This window comes from Streptomyces sp. ATCC 21386 (genome assembly GCF_018728545.1).
GTDB lineage: Bacteria > Actinomycetota > Actinomycetes > Streptomycetales > Streptomycetaceae > Streptomyces.
In genome coordinates this window covers 5440477-5458474 of sequence record NZ_JAAVVL010000001.1, presented here as the reverse complement: position 1 = coordinate 5458474, position 17998 = coordinate 5440477, and the positions used below count along the sequence as shown (strand labels likewise).

Annotated in this window: 15 protein-coding genes and 4 pseudogenes; 8 read left to right on the top strand and 11 right to left on the bottom strand. The window is 69.8% G+C overall.

Annotation, left to right across the window (positions count from 1 at the left end):
* Positions 1 to 99: 99 nt before the first annotated feature.
* Positions 100 to 474 carry a hypothetical protein gene (locus tag GWK25_RS23285; RefSeq protein WP_215452627.1) on the bottom strand — a complete coding sequence of 125 codons (375 nt, stop codon included), beginning with the start codon at positions 472 to 474 and terminating at the stop codon, positions 100 to 102.
* Positions 475 to 729: 255 nt separating this feature from the next.
* Here GWK25_RS23285 and GWK25_RS23280 point away from each other — a divergent pair, with 255 nt between their 5' ends.
* Positions 730 to 1242, top strand: coding sequence for a cysteine hydrolase family protein (locus GWK25_RS23280; protein WP_215452626.1), 513 nt, complete (start codon positions 730 to 732; stop codon positions 1240 to 1242).
* On the opposite strand, the pseudogene GWK25_RS23275 reads toward GWK25_RS23280, so the two are convergent.
* The 7 genes and pseudogenes from GWK25_RS23275 to GWK25_RS23245 all read right to left on the bottom strand — a co-directional run.
* Positions 1242 to 2154: pseudogene (locus GWK25_RS23275) on the bottom strand (IS256 family transposase); the annotation flags it as partial. The gene GWK25_RS23280 and the pseudogene GWK25_RS23275 overlap by 1 nt on opposite strands.
* Positions 2155 to 2218: 64 nt before the next feature.
* A complete protein-coding gene (locus tag GWK25_RS23270; protein ID WP_308404293.1) occupies positions 2219 to 3145 on the bottom strand; it encodes an amidohydrolase family protein in 927 nt (308 codons plus the stop codon).
* Positions 3142 to 3449: pseudogene (locus GWK25_RS23265) on the bottom strand (L-rhamnose mutarotase). The gene GWK25_RS23270 and the pseudogene GWK25_RS23265 overlap by 4 nt, the downstream one beginning before the upstream one ends.
* Positions 3446 to 4492, bottom strand: a complete 1047-nt coding sequence (locus GWK25_RS23260) for an aldo/keto reductase (protein WP_215452624.1) — start codon at positions 4490 to 4492, stop codon at positions 3446 to 3448. The pseudogene GWK25_RS23265 and the gene GWK25_RS23260 overlap by 4 nt, the downstream one beginning before the upstream one ends.
* Positions 4489 to 5247, bottom strand: a complete 759-nt coding sequence (locus GWK25_RS23255; RefSeq protein ID WP_215452623.1) for an SDR family NAD(P)-dependent oxidoreductase — start codon at positions 5245 to 5247, stop codon at positions 4489 to 4491. Before GWK25_RS23255 ends, GWK25_RS23260 begins: the two co-directional genes overlap by 4 nt.
* Entirely contained in the window at positions 5244 to 6581 is a 1338-nt protein-coding gene (locus GWK25_RS23250; RefSeq protein WP_215452622.1) for an L-fuconate dehydratase, read from the bottom strand. The genes GWK25_RS23255 and GWK25_RS23250 overlap by 4 nt, the downstream gene beginning before the upstream one ends.
* 11 nt (positions 6582 to 6592) lie before the next feature.
* Positions 6593 to 7444, bottom strand: a complete 852-nt coding sequence (locus GWK25_RS23245; protein WP_215452621.1) for a fumarylacetoacetate hydrolase family protein — start codon at positions 7442 to 7444, stop codon at positions 6593 to 6595.
* 859 nt (positions 7445 to 8303) lie between these two features.
* Between GWK25_RS23245 and GWK25_RS23240 the strand changes: the two genes are divergently transcribed.
* The 6 genes and pseudogenes from GWK25_RS23240 (at position 8304) to GWK25_RS44800 (ending at position 13894) form a co-directional block, all read left to right on the top strand.
* Complete coding sequence (locus tag GWK25_RS23240) at positions 8304 to 9353, top strand: sugar ABC transporter substrate-binding protein (protein WP_215452620.1); 1050 nt, start codon at positions 8304 to 8306, stop codon at positions 9351 to 9353.
* A gap of 108 nt (positions 9354 to 9461) precedes the next feature.
* Positions 9462 to 11042 carry a sugar ABC transporter ATP-binding protein gene (locus GWK25_RS23235; protein ID WP_215452619.1) on the top strand — a complete coding sequence of 527 codons (1581 nt, stop codon included), beginning with the start codon at positions 9462 to 9464 and terminating at the stop codon, positions 11040 to 11042.
* Between the two features lie 2 nt (positions 11043 to 11044).
* On the top strand, positions 11045 to 12088 hold the full coding sequence (locus tag GWK25_RS23230) for an ABC transporter permease (RefSeq protein ID WP_215452618.1): 1044 nt from the start codon (positions 11045 to 11047) through the stop codon (positions 12086 to 12088).
* An 85-nt stretch (positions 12089 to 12173) separates the two neighbouring features.
* Positions 12174 to 12908, top strand: a complete 735-nt coding sequence (locus tag GWK25_RS23225; RefSeq protein ID WP_215457529.1) for a FadR/GntR family transcriptional regulator — start codon at positions 12174 to 12176, stop codon at positions 12906 to 12908.
* 259 nt (positions 12909 to 13167) lie between these two features.
* Positions 13168 to 13513: pseudogene (locus GWK25_RS43640) on the top strand (alpha-L-fucosidase); the annotation flags it as partial.
* Positions 13514 to 13681: 168 nt separating this feature from the next.
* Positions 13682 to 13894, top strand: coding sequence for a hypothetical protein (locus GWK25_RS44800; RefSeq protein ID WP_374200696.1), 213 nt, complete (start codon positions 13682 to 13684; stop codon positions 13892 to 13894).
* Here GWK25_RS44800 and GWK25_RS23215 read toward each other — a convergent pair.
* The 3 genes and pseudogenes from GWK25_RS23215 to GWK25_RS23205 form a co-directional block, all read right to left on the bottom strand.
* Positions 13827 to 14663: pseudogene (locus tag GWK25_RS23215) on the bottom strand (FAD-dependent monooxygenase); the annotation flags it as partial. The gene GWK25_RS44800 and the pseudogene GWK25_RS23215 sit on opposite strands and share 68 nt — an antisense overlap.
* 34 nt (positions 14664 to 14697) lie before the next feature.
* Complete coding sequence (locus GWK25_RS23210; protein ID WP_215452614.1) at positions 14698 to 15669, bottom strand: cyclase family protein; 972 nt, start codon at positions 15667 to 15669, stop codon at positions 14698 to 14700.
* Positions 15666 to 16664, bottom strand: coding sequence for a fumarylacetoacetate hydrolase family protein (locus tag GWK25_RS23205; RefSeq protein WP_215452612.1), 999 nt, complete (start codon positions 16662 to 16664; stop codon positions 15666 to 15668). Before GWK25_RS23205 ends, GWK25_RS23210 begins: the two co-directional genes overlap by 4 nt.
* Before the next feature lie 124 nt (positions 16665 to 16788).
* On the opposite strand from GWK25_RS23205, the gene GWK25_RS23200 reads away from it, so the two are divergent.
* Entirely contained in the window at positions 16789 to 17730 is a 942-nt protein-coding gene (locus tag GWK25_RS23200; protein WP_215452610.1) for a LysR family transcriptional regulator, read from the top strand.
* Positions 17731 to 17998: the final 268 nt, after the last annotated feature.

The following is a 17998-nucleotide window of genomic DNA, read 5'->3' as shown; positions in this document are numbered from 1 at the left end:
TCCGGCCCCGCACACCCATGGGATTGACCCGATCTGGATATGTCCACTTGAAGAAATCTTCAACTCATGGGCGTGCGAGGCCATGGAGAACGCGTTCGTCTACACGTCGAGTTCGGCCCCGATGCGCCTGAGCTGGTGGCGGGCCATGGCCAGGTTCGACTTGGTCCGGTCGAGCACGAGGTAGAGGAAGAGTCCGTTGCCGCTGCGGCCCTTGAGCGGCTGGATGATGTGGTACTGACTGCCGAGGGTGATGAGCATGTCCTCGATCGCCCCCGTCAGTCCGAGGTGTTCCATGGTGCGGGTCTTGGCGCGGATCACGTCCGTGTTCCCCGCCGCCGCGACCGTCAGGTCGAGATCCTTTCCGCCCCCCAGCGTGCCCAGCGCCATACCGCTGGTGTAGTCGACGAGCGCGGTCCCCAGGGAACCCTCGATCGAGGTCATGATCTCCTTCAGGGAAATCTCCACATTGGCCATGTCGGCATCTCCTGTCGATCGCTGCGCGGTCGGGCAGCGCCCTCTCCGCCGGTATGAGGAACGTACGAGCTGCCCGCCGACGGCACCCGCATAGTTCCGCTACTGAACGACGCAGTCCCACATCACCGCGCCCACGGATCACTTGCGATCGCCTGCGTTCGCCGGGCGACCGCACAGGGCGACTGACCGGATCGGTCCGCTCGCGGACCCGATGCGGCCTGTCGCGGCCGGGTCCGTACGGCCGAGGCTGGGGACATGACCCGAGCACTGATCGTCATCGATGTCCAGGAGTCCTTCCGCGCCGACCCGCTGTGGGAGGCCGTCTCCGATCCGAAGGTCGCCGACAAGGTGGACCGGCTGGTCCGGCTGGCGCGCCGGGCCGGAGACCTGGTGGTGTGGGTGATGCACGCCGAACCCGGGAGCGGCGACGTCTTCGACCCGGCGCTCGGCCACGTCCGGCTGCAGGCGGGACTGGAGCGCCGGGAGGGCGAGGAGCCACTGCTCCACAAGACCTCGCACAACGCCTTCAGCACCACCAACCTGCAGCAGCTCCTCACCGAACGCGGGATCCGGGAACTCACCGTCTGCGGCATCCGCACCGAGCAGTGCGTGGAGACCACCGCCCGCCTCGCGAGCGACTTCGGCTACCTGGTCACGTTCGTCGTCGACGCGACCGCCACCCACCCGATCCCGCACCGCGACGCCCCCGCCGACCAGTCCGTCGCCGAATTGAATCCAGGACAACTGAAGAGCCGTCAATCGCGTTAGACGGGCTTGAGATCCTTGGCGGCCTTGTCCCAGTCCTGGCGGGCGCAGTAGCGGATGCTGTTGCGAATCAGGTGAACGATGCATGTCTGGACGGCAGTTCGGGGCAGACTGTCTCGACGGCGTCGGGCAGGCCCTTCAGTCCGTCGCAGACGAGCATGAGGACGTCCTCAGTGCCGCGATTCTTCAGCTCGGTGAAGACCTGGAGCCAGTGCTTGGCGCCCTCGACCCCGTCACCGGCCCAGATGCCGAGGATGTCGCGGGTGCCCTCGACGGTGACGGCCATCGCGACGTAGATGGGCCGGTTGGCGACCTTGCCATCGCGAATCTTCACGTTGATCGCATCCGCGAAGACGACCGGATGGACCCGATCGAGCGGTCGGGCCTGCCATTCCGCCATGCCCTCCATCACCGCGTCGGTGATCGTGGAGATGGTCTGCTTGGACACCTCCGCGCCGTACACCTCGGCCAGATGAGCCGATATCTCCCCGTGTGTGAGGCCCTTCGCGGACAGCGACAGCACCATTTCGTCCACGCCGGTCAGACGGCGCTGCCGCTTCTTCACGAGCTGCGGCTCGAGGTGCCGGCGGTGGCCCGGGGCACCTTCACCTCGACCGGGCCCACGTCGGTCAGCACGGTCTTCGAACGGGTGCCATTCCGGGAGTTGCCGCTGTTGCGGCCTGCTGCGTCGTGCTTGTCATAGCCGACGTGATCGGTGATCTCGCCCTCCAGGGCGGACTCCAGCACCCGCTTGGTCAACTGCTGCAGTAGCCCTCCCTCGCCGGTCAGCTGCAGACCGTCGGAACGGGCCCGGTCGACCGACATCGAAATCAACTGCTCGTCCGACACCGCCTCCGCGGCCGACTCGACGATCGGCTCCTCCACCGTCTCGTGCTCGCTGATGGTCTCGCTCATTTCAGGCGTCTCCTTGATCATCGGATCCGCCGTCTATTGGACACTCCCGGCCAAGGGGACATCGTCAGTCGGACGGAGTGTCGGTGCGCTCTTGGTTCGGCTGAGCGGGGCTCCCGCGACGGCGGCAGCGCATAAGCCAGCCCACCACGCCAAGAACGAGTTCGCTGACCGAGCTGCCAAGGAACTCAGGCAGCGCGGCAGAGAGCACGTTCACCGCATTCTCCGTGTGGTGCGCTGTGCCTCCGACAGCGTGGCGGCGTGCGCCGGACCGGCCGAGGACAGCGCGTGGCAAGGCGTCCAGGACGGTGTCGGCGTACGGCTGGAGATCTTGCATGGTCCATGAACCCCAGTCGGCTTCGGTGACCAGGCCGGAGAGCTTGCAGACGGTGTTGGGAAGGGCGGCGAACCGTCGGACGTCCTCGGCCCAGGGATCGAGGGTGCCGTACGCGATGGGCGGTTTGCCGAGGTGGTCGAGGACGAACGTGAGGTCCGGCAGACGCGAGGCGGCTTCGGCGGCGGCCTTGAGCTGGCGGGGCTTCACCACGAGGTCGTAGACGAGCCCCGCTTCGGCGACCGCGGCCAGACCGCGCAGCACGTCGGGGCGGACCAGCCAGCGGGGGTCCGGTTCTCCCTGCACCTGGTGGCGGATGCCCACCAGGTATTCGCCGCCCAGGCCCGCGCGCAAACCCGCGAGGTGGTCGGCGACATCGGGTGCGGTCAGGTCGGTCCAGCCGACGACGCCGGCGACCAGATCGCTGTTGGCGGCCAGTGCCAGAAACTCCGGGGTCTCCTGCGGCACGGTGATCGTCTGCACCAGCACGGAGGCGGTGACCCCGGCCGCACGGGCCTCCGGCTCCAGGTGGGCGAGGGTGAAGTCGCGGCGCAGCGGGGCGAGTTCCGGGCCGCTGATCCAGTCCTGGTCGCGGACAGACAGGTCCCACACGTGATGGTGCGCGTCAACGATGCCGGGGTCGGTCTCCTCGTGGCTCACAACTGCCACACCACCGGCAGCGAGGCGTCCGAGCCCTGGGCCGAGTAGTCGTGGACGGCGTCCAGCAGCTCGGCCATCCGCGCCTGCCAGGCGATGTTGACCGGCAGCTTCTCGAGTTCGGCGATCATCGCGGCGTAGTCCTCGACCTCCAGAAGGTGGAACAAGTCGGTGCCACTGCGCCAGATCGTCCACTCGCTCACCCCGGCGGCCTGGATGGCGGCGGTCAGCTCTTCGGGCACCTCCCGGTGTGCCGCCTCGTACTCCTTCGGTCGGCGCGGACTTTGGTGTGCAGGGCGATCCTCATGACGGCTCCTTCGGCGGCGCGGCTTCCTCCACCGGTTCGGCGTGCCCGGTCGACGTGGCCGGTGGGACGGGGGTGTCCACGTCGAGCAGTGCCTCGGTGCGCAGCTCGTCCCACAGGGCCTGCGGGAGGGGGCGTCGCAGCTGCTCGACCGTGTCGCGCACCTCCTGCGGCGAGCGCGCGCCGGTCAGGACGCTCGCGACGGCGGGATGGCCGAAGGGGAAGCGCAGGGCGGCGGCCCGCAGGGGCACGCCGTGGTGTTCGCAGACCGCCTGCAGCCGCAGTGCCCGGTCGAGCACGGGCTGCGGAGCGGGGGCGTAGTCGTAGGTGGCGCCGGGCCGGGGCGCGGTGAGCAGCCCGGAGTTGAACACGCCGCCGATGACGACGCTCCGGCCGCGGGCGGCTGCCTCCGGGAGCAGTTCGGTGAGCCCGTCCTGGTCCAGCAGGGTGTACCGGCCGGCGAGCAGCACCACGTCGATGTCGGTCTCGCGCAGGAACCGGGCAGGCAGCGCGGACTGGTTCATGCCGATGCCGATCGCCCCGACCACGCCTTCGGCGCGCAGGCGCTCCAGTGCCGGGTAGGCCTCGCGCAACGCCTGGTCGGCGTGGTCGTCGGGGTCGTGCAGCAGGGCCACGTCGATCCGGTCGAGGCCGAGGCGGTCCAGGCTCGCCTCCAGCGAGCGCAGCACTCCGTCGGCGGTGAAGTCCCAGACGCGGCGGTGGGTGGCCGGGACGGCGAAGCCATGGGCGAGGTCGTCACCGGCGCCGTCGTCAGGATCCGGCACGAGCAGCCGGCCCACCTTGGAGGAGAGGGTGTAGGTGTCACGGGGGCGGTCGCGCAGGGCGGCGCCGAGCCGTCGTTCGGACAGGCCGAGGCCGTAGTGGGGTGCGGTGTCGAAGGTACGGATGCCGGCGTCCCAGGCCGCGTCCACCGTGGCGTGGGCGGCTTCGTCGGTGACCGGCTGGTAGAGGTTGCCGAGGGCGGCGCAGCCCAGTGCCAGTTCCGAGACCGCTACCGCGCCGCCGCCCAGTGTGGTGGTCCTCATGAGGGGGCCACCGGGCGCAGCCGCAGTCCCTGCATGCCGCCGTCCACCGCCAGCGCCGTGCCCGTGACGCTGGCCGCGGCGGGACTCGCGAGGTAGACGATGGCGGCTGCCACCTCGTCAGCGGTGACCAGGCGTCCCAGGGGCTGGCGGGCGTTGAGCGCGGCGCGCTCGGCCTCGGGGTCGTCGGCGGCGTCCAGCAGCCGGCTCACCCAGGGTGTGTCGGCGGTGCCGGGGTTGACGCAGTTGACGCGGATGCCCTCACGGACGTGGTCGGCGGCCATGGCCAGGGTCAGGGAGAGCACGGCGCCCTTGCTGGCGCAGTACAGGGCGCGCTGCGGCAGGCCGGCGGTGGCACCGATCGAGCAGGTGTTGACGATGGCCGCGTGGGACGAGCGCCGCAGATGGGGCAGGGCGGCGCGGGAGGTGCGCACCATGCCGAGGACGTTGACGTCCAGGACCCGGTGCCAGTCTTCGTCGGGGTTGTCTTCGATGGTGCCGATGGCGCCGATGCCGGCGTTGTTCACGAGGATGTCCAGGCCGCCGAGCCGATCGGCGGCCTGTTCCACGGCGGCGCGTACCGAGGCGTCGTCTCTGACGTCGGCCGTGAGGCCGAGCAGCGGTGCGGGGAGTTGGTCCGGGTCGAGGTCGAACACGGCGACCGCCGCGCCGCATCCCGCCAGTGCGCGGGCTGTGGCGAGCCCGATGCCGGAGGCGCCGCCGGTGACTACGGCTCGGAGTCCCGAGAGATCGGTCATGCGGCGCCTCCCTGTGCAACGCGGTCGGCCACCCAGAATGTGCCGTCCGGGTAGCGGTATTCGGCGATGGACTCCCCTCGCATGGTGGCGGAGAAACCGGGGGTGAGCGGTGCGGTGTAGTGGCCGTCGCGCATCACGACGGGTGCGGTGAAGTGCTGGTGGAGGTGGTCGACGTACTCGATGACGCGGTTCTCGGTGGTGCCCGAGAGCGCCAGGTAGTCGAACATCGACAGGTGCTGCACCAGCTCGCACAGCCCCACTCCCCCGGCGTGCGGGCAGACGGGCACCCCGAACTTCGCGGCGAGCAGCAGGATGGCGAGGTTCTCGTTGACGCCGCCGACCCGGGCCGCGTCGATCTGCAGGACGTCGATGGCGCCGGCCTGGAGGAGCTGCTTGAAGACGATGCGGTTCTGCACGTGTTCGCCGGTGGCGACCTTCACCGGGGCGACAGCCTTGCGGATCGCCGCGTGGCCGAGGATGTCGTCGGGGCTGGTGGGCTCCTCGATCCAGTACGGGTCGAACTCGGCGAGCGCGTTGGTCCACTCGATCGCCTCGTCGACGTTCCAGCGCTGGTTGGCGTCGATGGCGATGCGGATGCCGTCGCCGACGGCGGCCCGTGCGGTGCGCAGACGGCGGATGTCGTCGTCGAGGTCGGCGCCGACCTTGAGCTTGATCTGGGTGAAGCCGTCGGCGACGGCCTGCTTGGCGAGCCGGGTGAGCTTGTCGTCCGAGTAGCCGAGCCAGCCCGGAGAGGTGGTGTAGCCGGGGTAGCCGCGCTCGAGCAGGATCGCCTCGCGTTCGGCGAGGCCCGTCCGGCCCTCACGCAGGAGGGTGAGGGCCTCCTCAGGGGCGAGGACGTCGGCGATGTGCCGGAAGTCGACCTGGGAGACCAGCCACTCGGGGTCGGCGTGCGCGAGCATTTGCCACAGCGGCTTGGCCTCCCGCTTGGCGGCCAGGTCCCACACGGCGTTGACGACGGCTCCGATCGCCATGTGCATCACGCCCTTCTCGGGGCCGAGCCAGCGCAGCTGGCTGTCGCCGATCAGGTCGCGGCTGAGCGAGCCCGGATCGGCGCACAACTCGTCCACGGACCGGCCGACGATGTGGGGGCGCAGCGCCCCGATCGCCGCGACCTGTACGTCGTTGCCGCGTCCGATGGTGAAGGTGAAGCCGTGGCCCTCGAGCCCGTCACCGGCGTCGGTGCGCATCACGACATAGGCGGCGGAGTAGTCGGGGTCCGGGTTCATCGCGTCCGAGCCGTCCAGCTCCCGTGAGGTCGGGAAGCGGACGTCGTAGGTGTCGACCGCGGTGATCCGGGCGGTGGTTGCAGTCACGGGGGTGCCTTTCACGCTTGGCCGAAGGTCTGGCGCTGGCTGCCGAGCCCGTCCACGGACAGCTCGACGGTGTCACCGGGACGCAGGAACGGCGTGCTGGGAAGGCCCAGGGCCACGCCCGCGGGTGTCCCGGTGTTGATCACGTCGCCCGGTTCGAGAACCATGTACCGGCTCAGGTAGGACACGATGTGGTCGACCGGGAAGATCATGTCGCTGGTGTGGCCGTCCTGCCGCTTCACGCCGTTGAAGCTCAGGTGCAGGCCGAGATCCTGGGGGTCGCCGATCTCGTCGGCGGTGACCAGCCACGGGCCCAGGGGGTTGAAGGTCTCGCAGGACTTGCCGAGGTCCCACTGCGGTGAGTATTCGAGCTGGAACTCGTGCTCGGAGACGTCGTGGCTGATCGCGTATCCCGCGATCACGTCACCTGCCGCCTCGGGGCCTTCGAGGTACCGCGCCCGGCGGCCGATGACCACCGCGAGCTCGACCTCCCAGTCGGTCTTCACCGAGCCGCGCGGGATCAGCACCTCGTCGTAGGGGCCCACGACCGTGCCGGGGTCCTTCATGAACACCACCGGACGCGGCAGGATCGGCGCGCCGGTCTCGGCAGCGTGGTCCCGGTAGTTCAGGCCGACGCAGACGATCTTGCCAGGACGGGCGACAGGTGCGCCGACCCGCGGACCCTCCGCGTCCAGTTCGCGCAGCCCGCCCGACGCGACCGCCGCACGGGCCCGGCCGACACCGTCCCCGGCGAGGAAGGCGCCGTCGATGTCCAAGGCCACGTAGGACAGCTCCAGCAGCCGGCCGTCGTCGGTGCGGACAGCGGGCCGCTCCTCGCCGGGCGCGCCGACACGTAGCAGTTTCACTGGGCAGCTTCCTTGTCATGTGGGCTTCATCTGAGACGTGGTCGGCCGTGGGACCGGGCCGCCCGTGTCCTGAGCCGGTCGTTCCGCGGGATTGCAACCACGAGGACAGTCATCGGATGTATGGCGGCACCGTGACCTTAAGGTGCGGAACCCGCAGCTGACAATGGATTCCTCCGATGTATTTGCTCGGCCTTGGATGCCCAGCATCCGCCAGCACGTCTCTCCCTTGGCCACCGAACGGCCACGAGGACGGCACACGACTTCCGTCCGATGAATCAGGAGCCGGAGCCACTGGGTCGTCTCCCGTGATGGCGCAGGATCAGCAGGCGCGCCACCCGACCGCCCGGAAGAGCGCACCCCTTCTCGGAGGAGCGGTCCCGACCGGTTCCTGATCGGTGGCGGGCGACGTCGTTGCCGAATCGTGAACTGTCGCAGTGGATCGCCCGACACTTCTGAGCGCTTGAAATCGCAGGTCGGATGAGGTGATGGCCGACAGTTCCGGAACCGGGGGCGTACCTCGTCGCCCCGAGCGGCGATTCCCCCGCAAGGTCGTGGGCGGCGGACTCTTGTCAATCTCGGCAACGTCGTCGTAACGTCTCGGCGTCCGAGAGACATCGGAGGAATGATCCGCATCACTCGGTGCGCAGCTCGGTTCCTGCCGTGCGGCCGCTCCGCCTCCGCGTCCTCGGTCAGCCACCCACCCTCATTCCGCCCCTCTTCGGGCACGGTCCGCGCACGCTGACGCCCGGACCGACTCCTGCCCGGCCGATGCCCCGCCGCTTTCCGGCAGGCGGGTCCGCCCACCCCTCCCACCGTCGCCCTGCGGCCCAGCGCCCCTGGCTAAGGAGAGAACACGGCCATGAAGCTCGCTCGCACCCGCTCCACCGCCGCAGCCGTCACTGCTGTCCTCGCGGTCCTGTCCCTCGCCACCGCGTGCAACCGCGAGAGCACCGCCTCGGGCGCCTCGGGCGGCGACAAGCCCGCCATCGGCATCGACCTGCCGCGTTCCGACTCCGATTTCTGGAACTCCTACGCGCAGTACCTGAAGAAGGACATCAAGTCCGACGGCGTCAACGCCCTGCCGCTGAGCAACTCGCAGAACGACGTCACCAAGCTCGTCGCCAACGTGCAGGTGTTCCAGAACACCGGCGCCAAGGCCGTCGTCATGGCCCCCCAGGACACCGGCGCCATCGCCTCCACCCTCGACACCCTCGCGTCGAAGAAGATCCCCGTGGTCAGCGTCGACACCCGGCCCGACAAGGGCGACGTCTACATGGTGGTCCGCGCCGACAACCGCGCGTACGGCACCAAGGCGTGCGAGTTCCTCGGCAAGCAGCTCGGCGGCAAGGGCAAGGTCGCCGAGCTGCAGGGCGCCCTGGACTCCATCAACGGACGCGACCGCTCCGAGGCGTTCGCCGAGTGCATGAAGACGAAGTTCCCCAAGATCAAGGTCTTCGAGCTGCCCACCGACTGGAAGGGCGACGTGGCCTCCGCCAAGCTCCAGTCGCTGCTGGCCCAGCACCCGGACCTGAACGGCATCTACATGCAGGCCGGCGGTGTCTTCCTCCAGCCCACCCTGGCACTGCTGGAACAGAAGAAGCTGCTCAAGCCGGCGGGCGAGAAGGGCCACATCACGATCATCTCCAACGACGGCATCCCGCAGGAGTTCGACGCCATCCGCAAGGGCCAGATCGACGCCACCGTCTCCCAGCCCGCCGACCTCTACGCCAAGTACGCCCTCTACTACGCCCAGGCCGCGGCCGAGGGCAAGACTTTCAAGCCGGGCAAGACCGACCACGACTCCACCATCGTCAAGATCCCGAACGGCCTGGAGGACCAGCTGCCCGCCCCGCTGGTGACCAAGGACAACGTGGACGACAAGTCCCTCTGGGGCAACAACGTCGGCTGATCACCGGCAGCTCACGCCCGCAGTGGGGAGGGACGGCACCCGCCTCCGCCTCCGTCCCCACCGCGCCCTCCCGCTCCCAGCATCCGACGTCGAAGGACGGAATCCACCATGGCGGACACCGCGACCGCCCCAGCGACCGGCCCCGGGCATCCGGCGCCGGTGGCTGAGGCGACCGGCATCAGCAAACAGTTCGGGGCGACCGTCGCCCTGCGCGACGCACGTATCAGCATCGCCGCGGGCGAGTCGCACGCCCTGGTCGGGCGCAACGGCGCCGGCAAGTCGACACTCGTGTCCATCCTCACCGGTCTCCAGCAGCCCGACACCGGTTCCTTGCGCTTCTCGGGCGAGCCGGCACCCGCCTTCGGCGACATCGACGCCTGGCGCTCCCGCGTCGCCTGTGTCTACCAGCGCTCCACCATCATCGGTGACCTGACCGTCGCCGAGAACCTCTTCCTGAACCGGCAGAGCGCCGGCGCGGTGCGCCCGATCCGCTGGAAGCGACTGCGTCGGCATGCTGAGGAGTTGCTCGGCGAGTACGGGGTGGCCGTCGACCCCACCGCACGGGCCAAGGACCTGACGGTCGAGCAGCGGCAGTTCGTCGAGATCGCCCGGGCGCTGTCCTTCGGCGCCCGTTTCATCATCCTCGACGAGCCCACCGCGAAGCTCGACGCCCGCGGCATCGGCCGCCTCTTCGACAAGCTTCGCGACCTCCAGGACCAGGGCGTCGCCTTCCTGTTCATCTCCCACCACCTGCAAGAGGTGTACGACCTCTGCAGCACGGTCACGGTCTACCGTGACGCGGCCCACATCCTCACCGCACTCGTGGCCGAACTCGGCCACCAGGCCCTGGTGGAGGCCATGACCGGCGAGTCCGCCTCCACGGTCACGGCCACTGCCGGCCGGCCCGCCGTCGCGCGGGAAGACGCCACGGAAGTGCTGACGCTCGAGGGACTGACCCTGCCCGGCGTCTGCGAGGACATCTCCCTCACGGTCCGTTCCGGCGAGGTCGTCGGGCTCGCCGGGGCCACGGCCAGCGGCAATGTGCAGGTGGGTGAGGCGATCGCCGGTCTGCACCGCGCCGGGGCCGGCCGCGTCTCGGTCGGCGGCAAGGCCGTGCGCACCGGCAGTGTGCCGTCCGCGCTGACCGCCGGCGTCGGTCTGGTCCCCGAGGACCGCCATCTCCAGGGACTGGTCAACAACCGCAGCGTGGCGGAGAACACCACCCTGACCGTCACCGACCAGCTCGGCCCGTTCGGCACCGTCCTGCCCGCCCGGACCAGAACCTTCGCCCGCCGCATGATCCACGACCTCGACATCAAGACCCCGGGAGCCGCCACCCCGGTCTCCGCCCTCTCCGGCGGCAACCAGCAGAAGGTCGTCGTCGCCCGTGCCCTGGCCACCGACCCCCACCTACTGGTGGCCATCCGCCCCACCAACGGCGTCGACGTCAAATCCAAGGAGTTCCTGCTCGGCAGGATCCGGCAGGTCGCCGACAGCGGCAAGGCCGCGCTGATCGTCTCCGACGAACTCGACGACCTCAAAGTGTGCGACCGGGTCGTCGTCATGTTCCACGGCCGGGTCGTCGCCGAGTTCGCCCGCGGCTGGAAGGACGACCATCTCGTCGCCGCCATGGAGGGCGTCGACACCACCGCATCCACCGCAACCGGCACCGACGAGCACGGAAGGTAGCCATGTCCGCCACCACAGATATCACCGAGCCCGCAGCGAGCACAGCGGAGCCGGCCACCGCGGACACCGCACGGCGCCGGGTCGACCTCGGCCGCTTCCGCGAACTGTCCCTGGTCCCGGCCATCCTCGTCCTCATGCTGATCGGGTTCATCGTCTCGCCGGCCTTCCTCACCGCCGACAACCTCATCGGCGTGCTGCAGCAGTCCACCGAGCTGAGCCTGCTCGTCCTCGCGCTGACCTTCGTCCTGATCTGCGGACGGATGGACCTGTCCCTGGAGTCCACCATCGGCGTGGCCCCCGTCATCGCCGTGTGGCTCGTGCTGCCCTCCAGCGGCGGGCGGTTCATGGGCCTCGGGCTGTTCCCCGAGTGGACGGCGGTACCGCTCTGTCTGCTGGTCGGCGCGGTGATCGGCGCCGTCAACGGCTTCCTCATCCTCAAACTGCGGCTCAACGGCTTCATCGTCACCCTCGGCGCCCTGACCATGCTCCGCGGCCTTCAGGTGGCCCTCTCCGAGGGCCAGTCCATCGTCGAGCTCCCTTCCTCCTTCACCTACCTGGGCAAGGCATCCTGGCTGGGCGTCCCGGCAGCGATCTGGATCTGCGCGGTGCTGTTCGCGGCGGGCGGCAGCGCACTGGCGTGGCTGCGGCACGGCCGCGCGCTGTACGCGATCGGCGGCAACGCGGAGGCGGCCCGCACCGCGGGTATCCGCGTCGACCGGATCGTCTGGGCGGTGCTGATCACCGGTAGCGTGCTCGCCGCGTTCGCCGGCATCCTCTACAGCGGACACTACGGCTCCATCTCCGCCACCCAGGGCAGCGGCTGGATCTTCCAGGTCTTCGCCGCGACCGTCATCGGCGGGGTGAGCCTCAACGGCGGCAAGGGATCCGTCTTCGGCGCGCTCACCGGTGTCCTCACCCTCCAGCTCGTCGTCAACGTCATGACTCTGGCGGGTGTACCGCCGCTGTGGAACCAGTTCCTCAACGGCGCGATCATCATCGTCGCCCTGATCATCTCCCGCTTCGCCTCCGGCGAGAAGCAGGAATAGCCACAAACCGCAAACGGCTCTGTCGGCCTCGAACCGGGCCCGGCAGAGCCCGTCCCACTCATCCCCGGCACGGAGAGGCATGCTCGTGGCACTGACGGACGACGCGATCGACAAGATCAAGACGATGATCGTCGAGGGTGAACTCGCGCCCGGTTCCCGGCTGCCCAAGGAGGAGATCCTCGCCGGACAACTGGGCTTGTCCCGGAATTCCCTGCGCGAGGCCGTGCGGGCGCTGACCGCCATGCGGATCCTGGTCACCCGTCAGGGCGACGGCACGTACGTCTCCAGTCTGGAGCCCCACCTCCTGCTGGAAAGCCTCTCCTTCGCCGCGGACGTCTCCCAGGGCCACACGGCTCTGCAACTGCTCCAGGTACGCCGGCTGCTCGAACCGCAGGCGACAGGGCTGGCCGCCGCGCTCCTGAAACCGAAGGACCTCCAGGAACTGCGCAACATCCTCGACCGGTCCCGGACCGTCACCACCGTGGAGGAGTTCGTCGCCCACGACACCGCCTTCCACCTCAGGATCGTCGAAGCCGTCGGGAACCCCGTGCTGTCGATGCTGCTGCAAGTCCTCTCCACCCGCACCCAACGGGTCCGTATCGTCCGCGGCAGCCGGACCCGTCACGCCCTGGACAACGCCCACCACGACCACGAGCAGATCCTCGACGCGCTGCAGGCACGCGATGCCCTGCTGGCCGCCTCTGCCGCGACCGTCCACATCACGGCCGTCGAGCAATGGCTCGCAACCAGTCTGACCGACGCCCCCTCACGAGACGTCGAGGACGGACCGCCCCGGTGCCCCTTCGGGCAATCCCGCTGAACCCGGCGAGGGCGGCGAACAGGATCGACGACCGGCCCCCGGTCAGTTCCAACAGCCGGCCGCCCAAGCCACTCACGTCCTCGGTGACTCGGTGCCGCGGTCTCCATCGGAGCACCTTTCCCAGCCCGATGGACACCGGCGCCACGACACACCGGCCGACGTCGAATGCCTTCCGAGACGTTGCCCCCACAGACAGTCCACAGCAAGTGACCTCTCCGCACACAACCAGTCACAGGGGCTGAACCATGTCTCACAAAGAATGACCCGCCGTACGCTGCTCGGCGCGGCGGGTGCGGCGACCGCCGCGACCGCCCTGCCGCTCGTCCCGGGCTTCTCCGGCCTTCTGCCGCAGGAGTCCGCCGCGGACACCCAGACCAACCTGAGCAGGATGGTCGACATGCGGTTCGGCATGTTCAACCACTTCAGCCGGGGCACTTTCACCAACCAGGAACGGGCCGAACCCAACCAGAGTTCCACCCTCTTCGCTCCTCCGAGTGTCAACTGCGGGCAGTGGGCCGACGCGGCGGCTGCCGCGAAGATGAGTTACGGCATCCTGACCAACCAAGCACCACGACGGCTTCGCCGCGGTAGCGCGGGCCGCAGGAGTCTCGAAGGGCTGCGTCAGCCGCGGCCTGGCCGAACTCGACGCCGACACGGAGCCGGACGGGCGAGTACGGCGACCGGGGGCAGGGCGCCCGGCCCTGGCAGACCGGGACCCGGGTCTGGTGCCGGCCCTGCTGGAGCTGGTCGAGGAGCATACGCAGGGCGATCCGATGAAGCCGCTGACGTGGACGACGAAGTCGTTGCGCCGCCTCGTGGACGAACTCGCCGCCCAGGGCAGGAAAATGGGCCGCGACACCGTCGCGGCCCTGCTGAAGGCGGCCGGGTTCAGCCTGCGCGGCAACGCGCGGGTGCTGGCCGGTGCCATGACCCCTCGACCAGCATCCGGTCGAACGAGGTGTAGTTCACCTGCGTCGAGTCGGTGATCGACTCGCGGATCTCGTCCCAGGCACCGCCGTAGTCCTCGGAGAGCCGGCGCATCTCCTTCGCGTAGGACTCGGGTGGGATGGTGGAGCGGTCGCGGCTGGGCTCGACCAGATAGGCGTAGACCGTGTCCTTGCTGGTGGGGGTGTAGCCGGCGATGTAGCAGGGGCCGCCGTGGGCCAGGTCGCTGCGCTCCACTCCGTCCGGGCGGGGTGCCGGGACACGCCAGATCGACATGCCGGTCGGCTCGGGTCGGACGTCGATGCCGATGGCGGCGCGGGTCGTGGAGTTGAGTCCGTCGGCGGCCACGACGAGGTCGTAGCGGCCCTCGGTGCCGTCGCTGAGGCGGACGGTCACGGACGTGTCGTCCTGGGTGACGATCTCGGCGGTGGTGCCGAGCCGGACGTTCGCGCCGGAGGCCCGGACGGCGTCGACGAGGATGCGCTGGAGCACCGGTCGCAGCATCCCCAGGGTGGCGGGGAGATCGTCTCCGCCGGCGCGCAGGACCTCGCCGACGTGGAGCAAGGTGCCGTCAGGAGCGGTCAGCCCCAGGGAGTCGAAGCCGCAGCCGTGCTCGCGGACCTCGTCCCAGACGCCGATCTCGCGCAGCACGCGCAGGGCGTTGCCCTGCAGGGTGATGCCGGAGCCGCGTACGTTCCAGTCCGGCCTGACCTCGACGAGGTCGACGTCGATGCCCGCCCTCCGCAGCAGCACCATCACGACGTTGCCGGAGGTGCCGCCCCCGACGACCAGGACTCTCTTTCTGTTCACGCTTCTTCCATGGCCAACTCCTTCGTCGGGCAGGTCACTTGACGGCGACGGGGTTGACGGGGGAGCCGACGGCTCCGGTGATGGGCAGGGGCGCGGCGGTGAGCCAGAACGCGTACACGCCGTCGCGGGCGCAGTCGTCCGCGAGGGCGTCGGGGTCCCACATCTCGCCGATCAGCAGGCCCATGTGGGGGATGACGACCTGGTGCAGCGGCTGGAAGGCGCCGTCGAATTCGTTCGGCCGTACCTCGAAACCCCACGTGTCGGTGGCGATCGCGGCGATCTCGCTCGTGTGCAGCCAGCCGGCGGTGGTGAAGGACAGACCGGGAGAGTCTCCGCCCGCGTAGTCGCCCCAGCCCTCGCGGCGGGCGCGCGCCAGCCGCCCGGTCCGGACGACGACGATGTCCCCGCGGCCGACGGCCACGCCGTGCGCCTCGGCCGTCGCGGTCAGGTGTTCCTCGGTGATCGCGAAACCGTCCGGCAGTTCTCCGCGTTCGTCGCCGATCACCCGGCCGACATCGAGGAGGACTCCGCGTCCGGCGACGTACGGGGCCATGTGCTCGACGCCGGTGACCAGATCGCCGTCGGAGGTGACGACCTTCTCGGCCGCCCGCCCGTTCCACGCCTTGCCGTGGTCGAAGATGTGCCCGAGCCCGTCCCACTGGGTGGAGCACTGCAAGGGCATCGTGATCACGTCGTCGGCGCCGCCGATGCCGTGCGGGAAGCCCTGGTTGCCGAGCGCCGCGTCCGTTCCCGTGTCCAGCATGGTGTGGACGGGGTTGGTGCGGCGGCGCCAGCCCTTCTGCGGCCCGTTCATGTCGAACCGCTGCGACAGCGAGAAACTCGCGCCCCGGCGGACCAGTGCCGCACCCTCGCGGCGCTTGGCCTCGTCGAGGAGGTTCAGCGTGCCGAGCACGTCGTCCTCGCCCCAACGCCCCCAGTTGGAACACCGCTTGGCGGCCTCGGCGATCGCGCCCTCGGCGTCCGTGGGGTCGAGCGGGGCCGTCACGACGCGGTCCCCTCGGCGACGCAGCGGGTGCGCTGCGCGCCCAGCCCCGTGACGGAGCCCTCCATGACGTCGCCGCCCTGCAGCAGCCGTCCCCAGTGCATGCCGTTGCCGGCCGGGCTGCCGGTCAACACCAGGTCACCGGGAAGGAGTTGAGCCGTCTGCGAGATGTACGACACCAGCCGTGCGATGCCGAAGAGCATGTCCTTCGTGGACTCGTCCTGCATGGTCCGGCCGTTGAGCTTCAGCGTGACCCGCAGGTCACCCGGGTCGGCGATCGACTCGGCGGGCACGATCCACGGGCCGAGCGGGGTGAAGCCCGGGGCGTTCTTGCAGCGCAGCCAGTCGGTACCGATGGCGGGCATGTCCCGGCGGAAGACGGTGGCGCGGTCGGTGAGGTCGTTGGCGATGGTGTACCCGGCCACGCACTCCAGGGCCTCCTCGACGGAGACCCGGTAGGCGGGCCTGGCGATGACGGCCGCCAACTCCAGCTCCCAGTCGGGCTGCCGCGCCCAGTCCGGGAGTACGACGTCGTCGAAGGGGCCGGTGATCGTGCTCGGCAGGCCGATGAACACGTACGGCAGGTCCTCGACCGCCCGCCGGTCCATGATCGCGGCGATCTCCGCGCGCGCCTCCTCGACCGTGCGGGGGTCGTCGGGGGAGCGGTGGGCGACCTCCAGGTCGATCACGTGCTGCCGGTAGTTGGCGCCGGACTGGAAGACCTGGCGGGGCTCGACCGGCGCGTGCACCCGCAGGCCCTCCACCGGCCGCCAGTCCGCCGTCTCGTCGGCCGCGAGCTCGTGCAGGCGAGGGAGCGTCTGCTCCCACTGCTCGAAAATCTTCCGGGTCGTCAGGGCGGGCGCGCCGAGGGCCGTACGCAGGTCCAGCACGAGCCCCCGAGGGCTCACCAGGCCGGGAAACGACACCTGGCCGGGGGCGGAGAAGGCGCCAAGGGCCAAGGGGCCGGAGAAGGACGGGGAAGCGGCTGCGGGTTTCACGGGAATGTCCTCCAGATTGCGGTGGGACCAATCTGACGCTCATCTCACAATCTGGGAAATAGATTCTTTGGATGCTGATCATCCGCTGCGTAGATACTGCGAGCAGCCTTGCTCTGGAGGCGCCGTGTCCCTCTCCGGTCTCGATCTCAATCTGGTCCTGTCTTTGCGGGCCATGCTGGAGGAGCGCAACGTCACCCGTGCCGGGCAGCGCGTCGGGCTCAGTCAGCCGGCGATGAGCGCGGCCCTGGCCCGCCTGCGCCGCCACTTCGACGACGACCTGCTCTCGCGCGTCGGCAAGCAGTACGAGCTGACCGCCCTCGGCCGCGCTCTGCTGGACCGCACCTCGACCGCCTGCGACCTGCTGGAACGGGTCTTCAGCAGCAGGGCAGACTTCGCCCCGGGCCGCGAGGAGCACGAGTTCACCCTGCTCAGCTCCGACTACGCCCTCGCCGTGTTCGGCGCCGCACTCGCCCGGACCGTGCACGCCGAGGCCCCGGGGGTGCGGCTGCGCTTCCAGCGGACGCCCATCGACGTCACGGAGGACACCGCACCGCTGCTCAGCACGGCCGACGGGCTGCTGATGCCGCGCGGCATCATCAGCGGGTTCCCCGCCGTCGACCTGTTCACCGACCGCTGGGCCTTCCTGGTGGCCGAGACGAACGACGAGGTCGGCGACCAGCTGACCATGGAGGACCTGGCACGGCTGCCCTGGGTCATCTACCAGCGTGCCTACGACGCTCCGGCGGCCCGGCAGCTGAGCATGCTCGGTGTCGATCCGCACGTGGAGATCTCCGTCGACAGCTTCCAGTCGCTGCCCTTCCTGGTCGCAGGCACCCGCCGGATCGCCCTGGTACAGCAGCGCCTGGCCGAGCTGCTGCGCGGCGTGGCGGCCGTACGCCTCATGGAACCGCCCTACGGGGCTGTCCCTCTCCAGGAGGCACTGTGGTGGCACCCGGTGCACACCCACGACGCGGCCCACATCTGGCTGCGCGAGACCGCGGCCCGCGTGGGAGCGGAGCTGGCCGCTTCCGAGCCCGGCCGTATCGTCGCCCTCCCACCGAGATAGCGGGCTCCCCCACGTGCCGTGTATCCAGATCCTGGATGATCCACATCGTCGATATCGATCGGACGAGGGCTAGGCAGGGCATGCCCGTTGGCCCATAGTCGTCTCAACCCGGCGCCGGAGCCGCACCATCACCCGCTGCCGGGGCCACACAGGCGCCCGAAGAGCCGGCTCGCCGCGACGCCGGCAGCTATCGGCCGCCCTGCTCCGACCCTGCCACGGGTACCGGGTAGTCCGACCATGACGGCGGCACCACCCCGTCCCCTTCCCG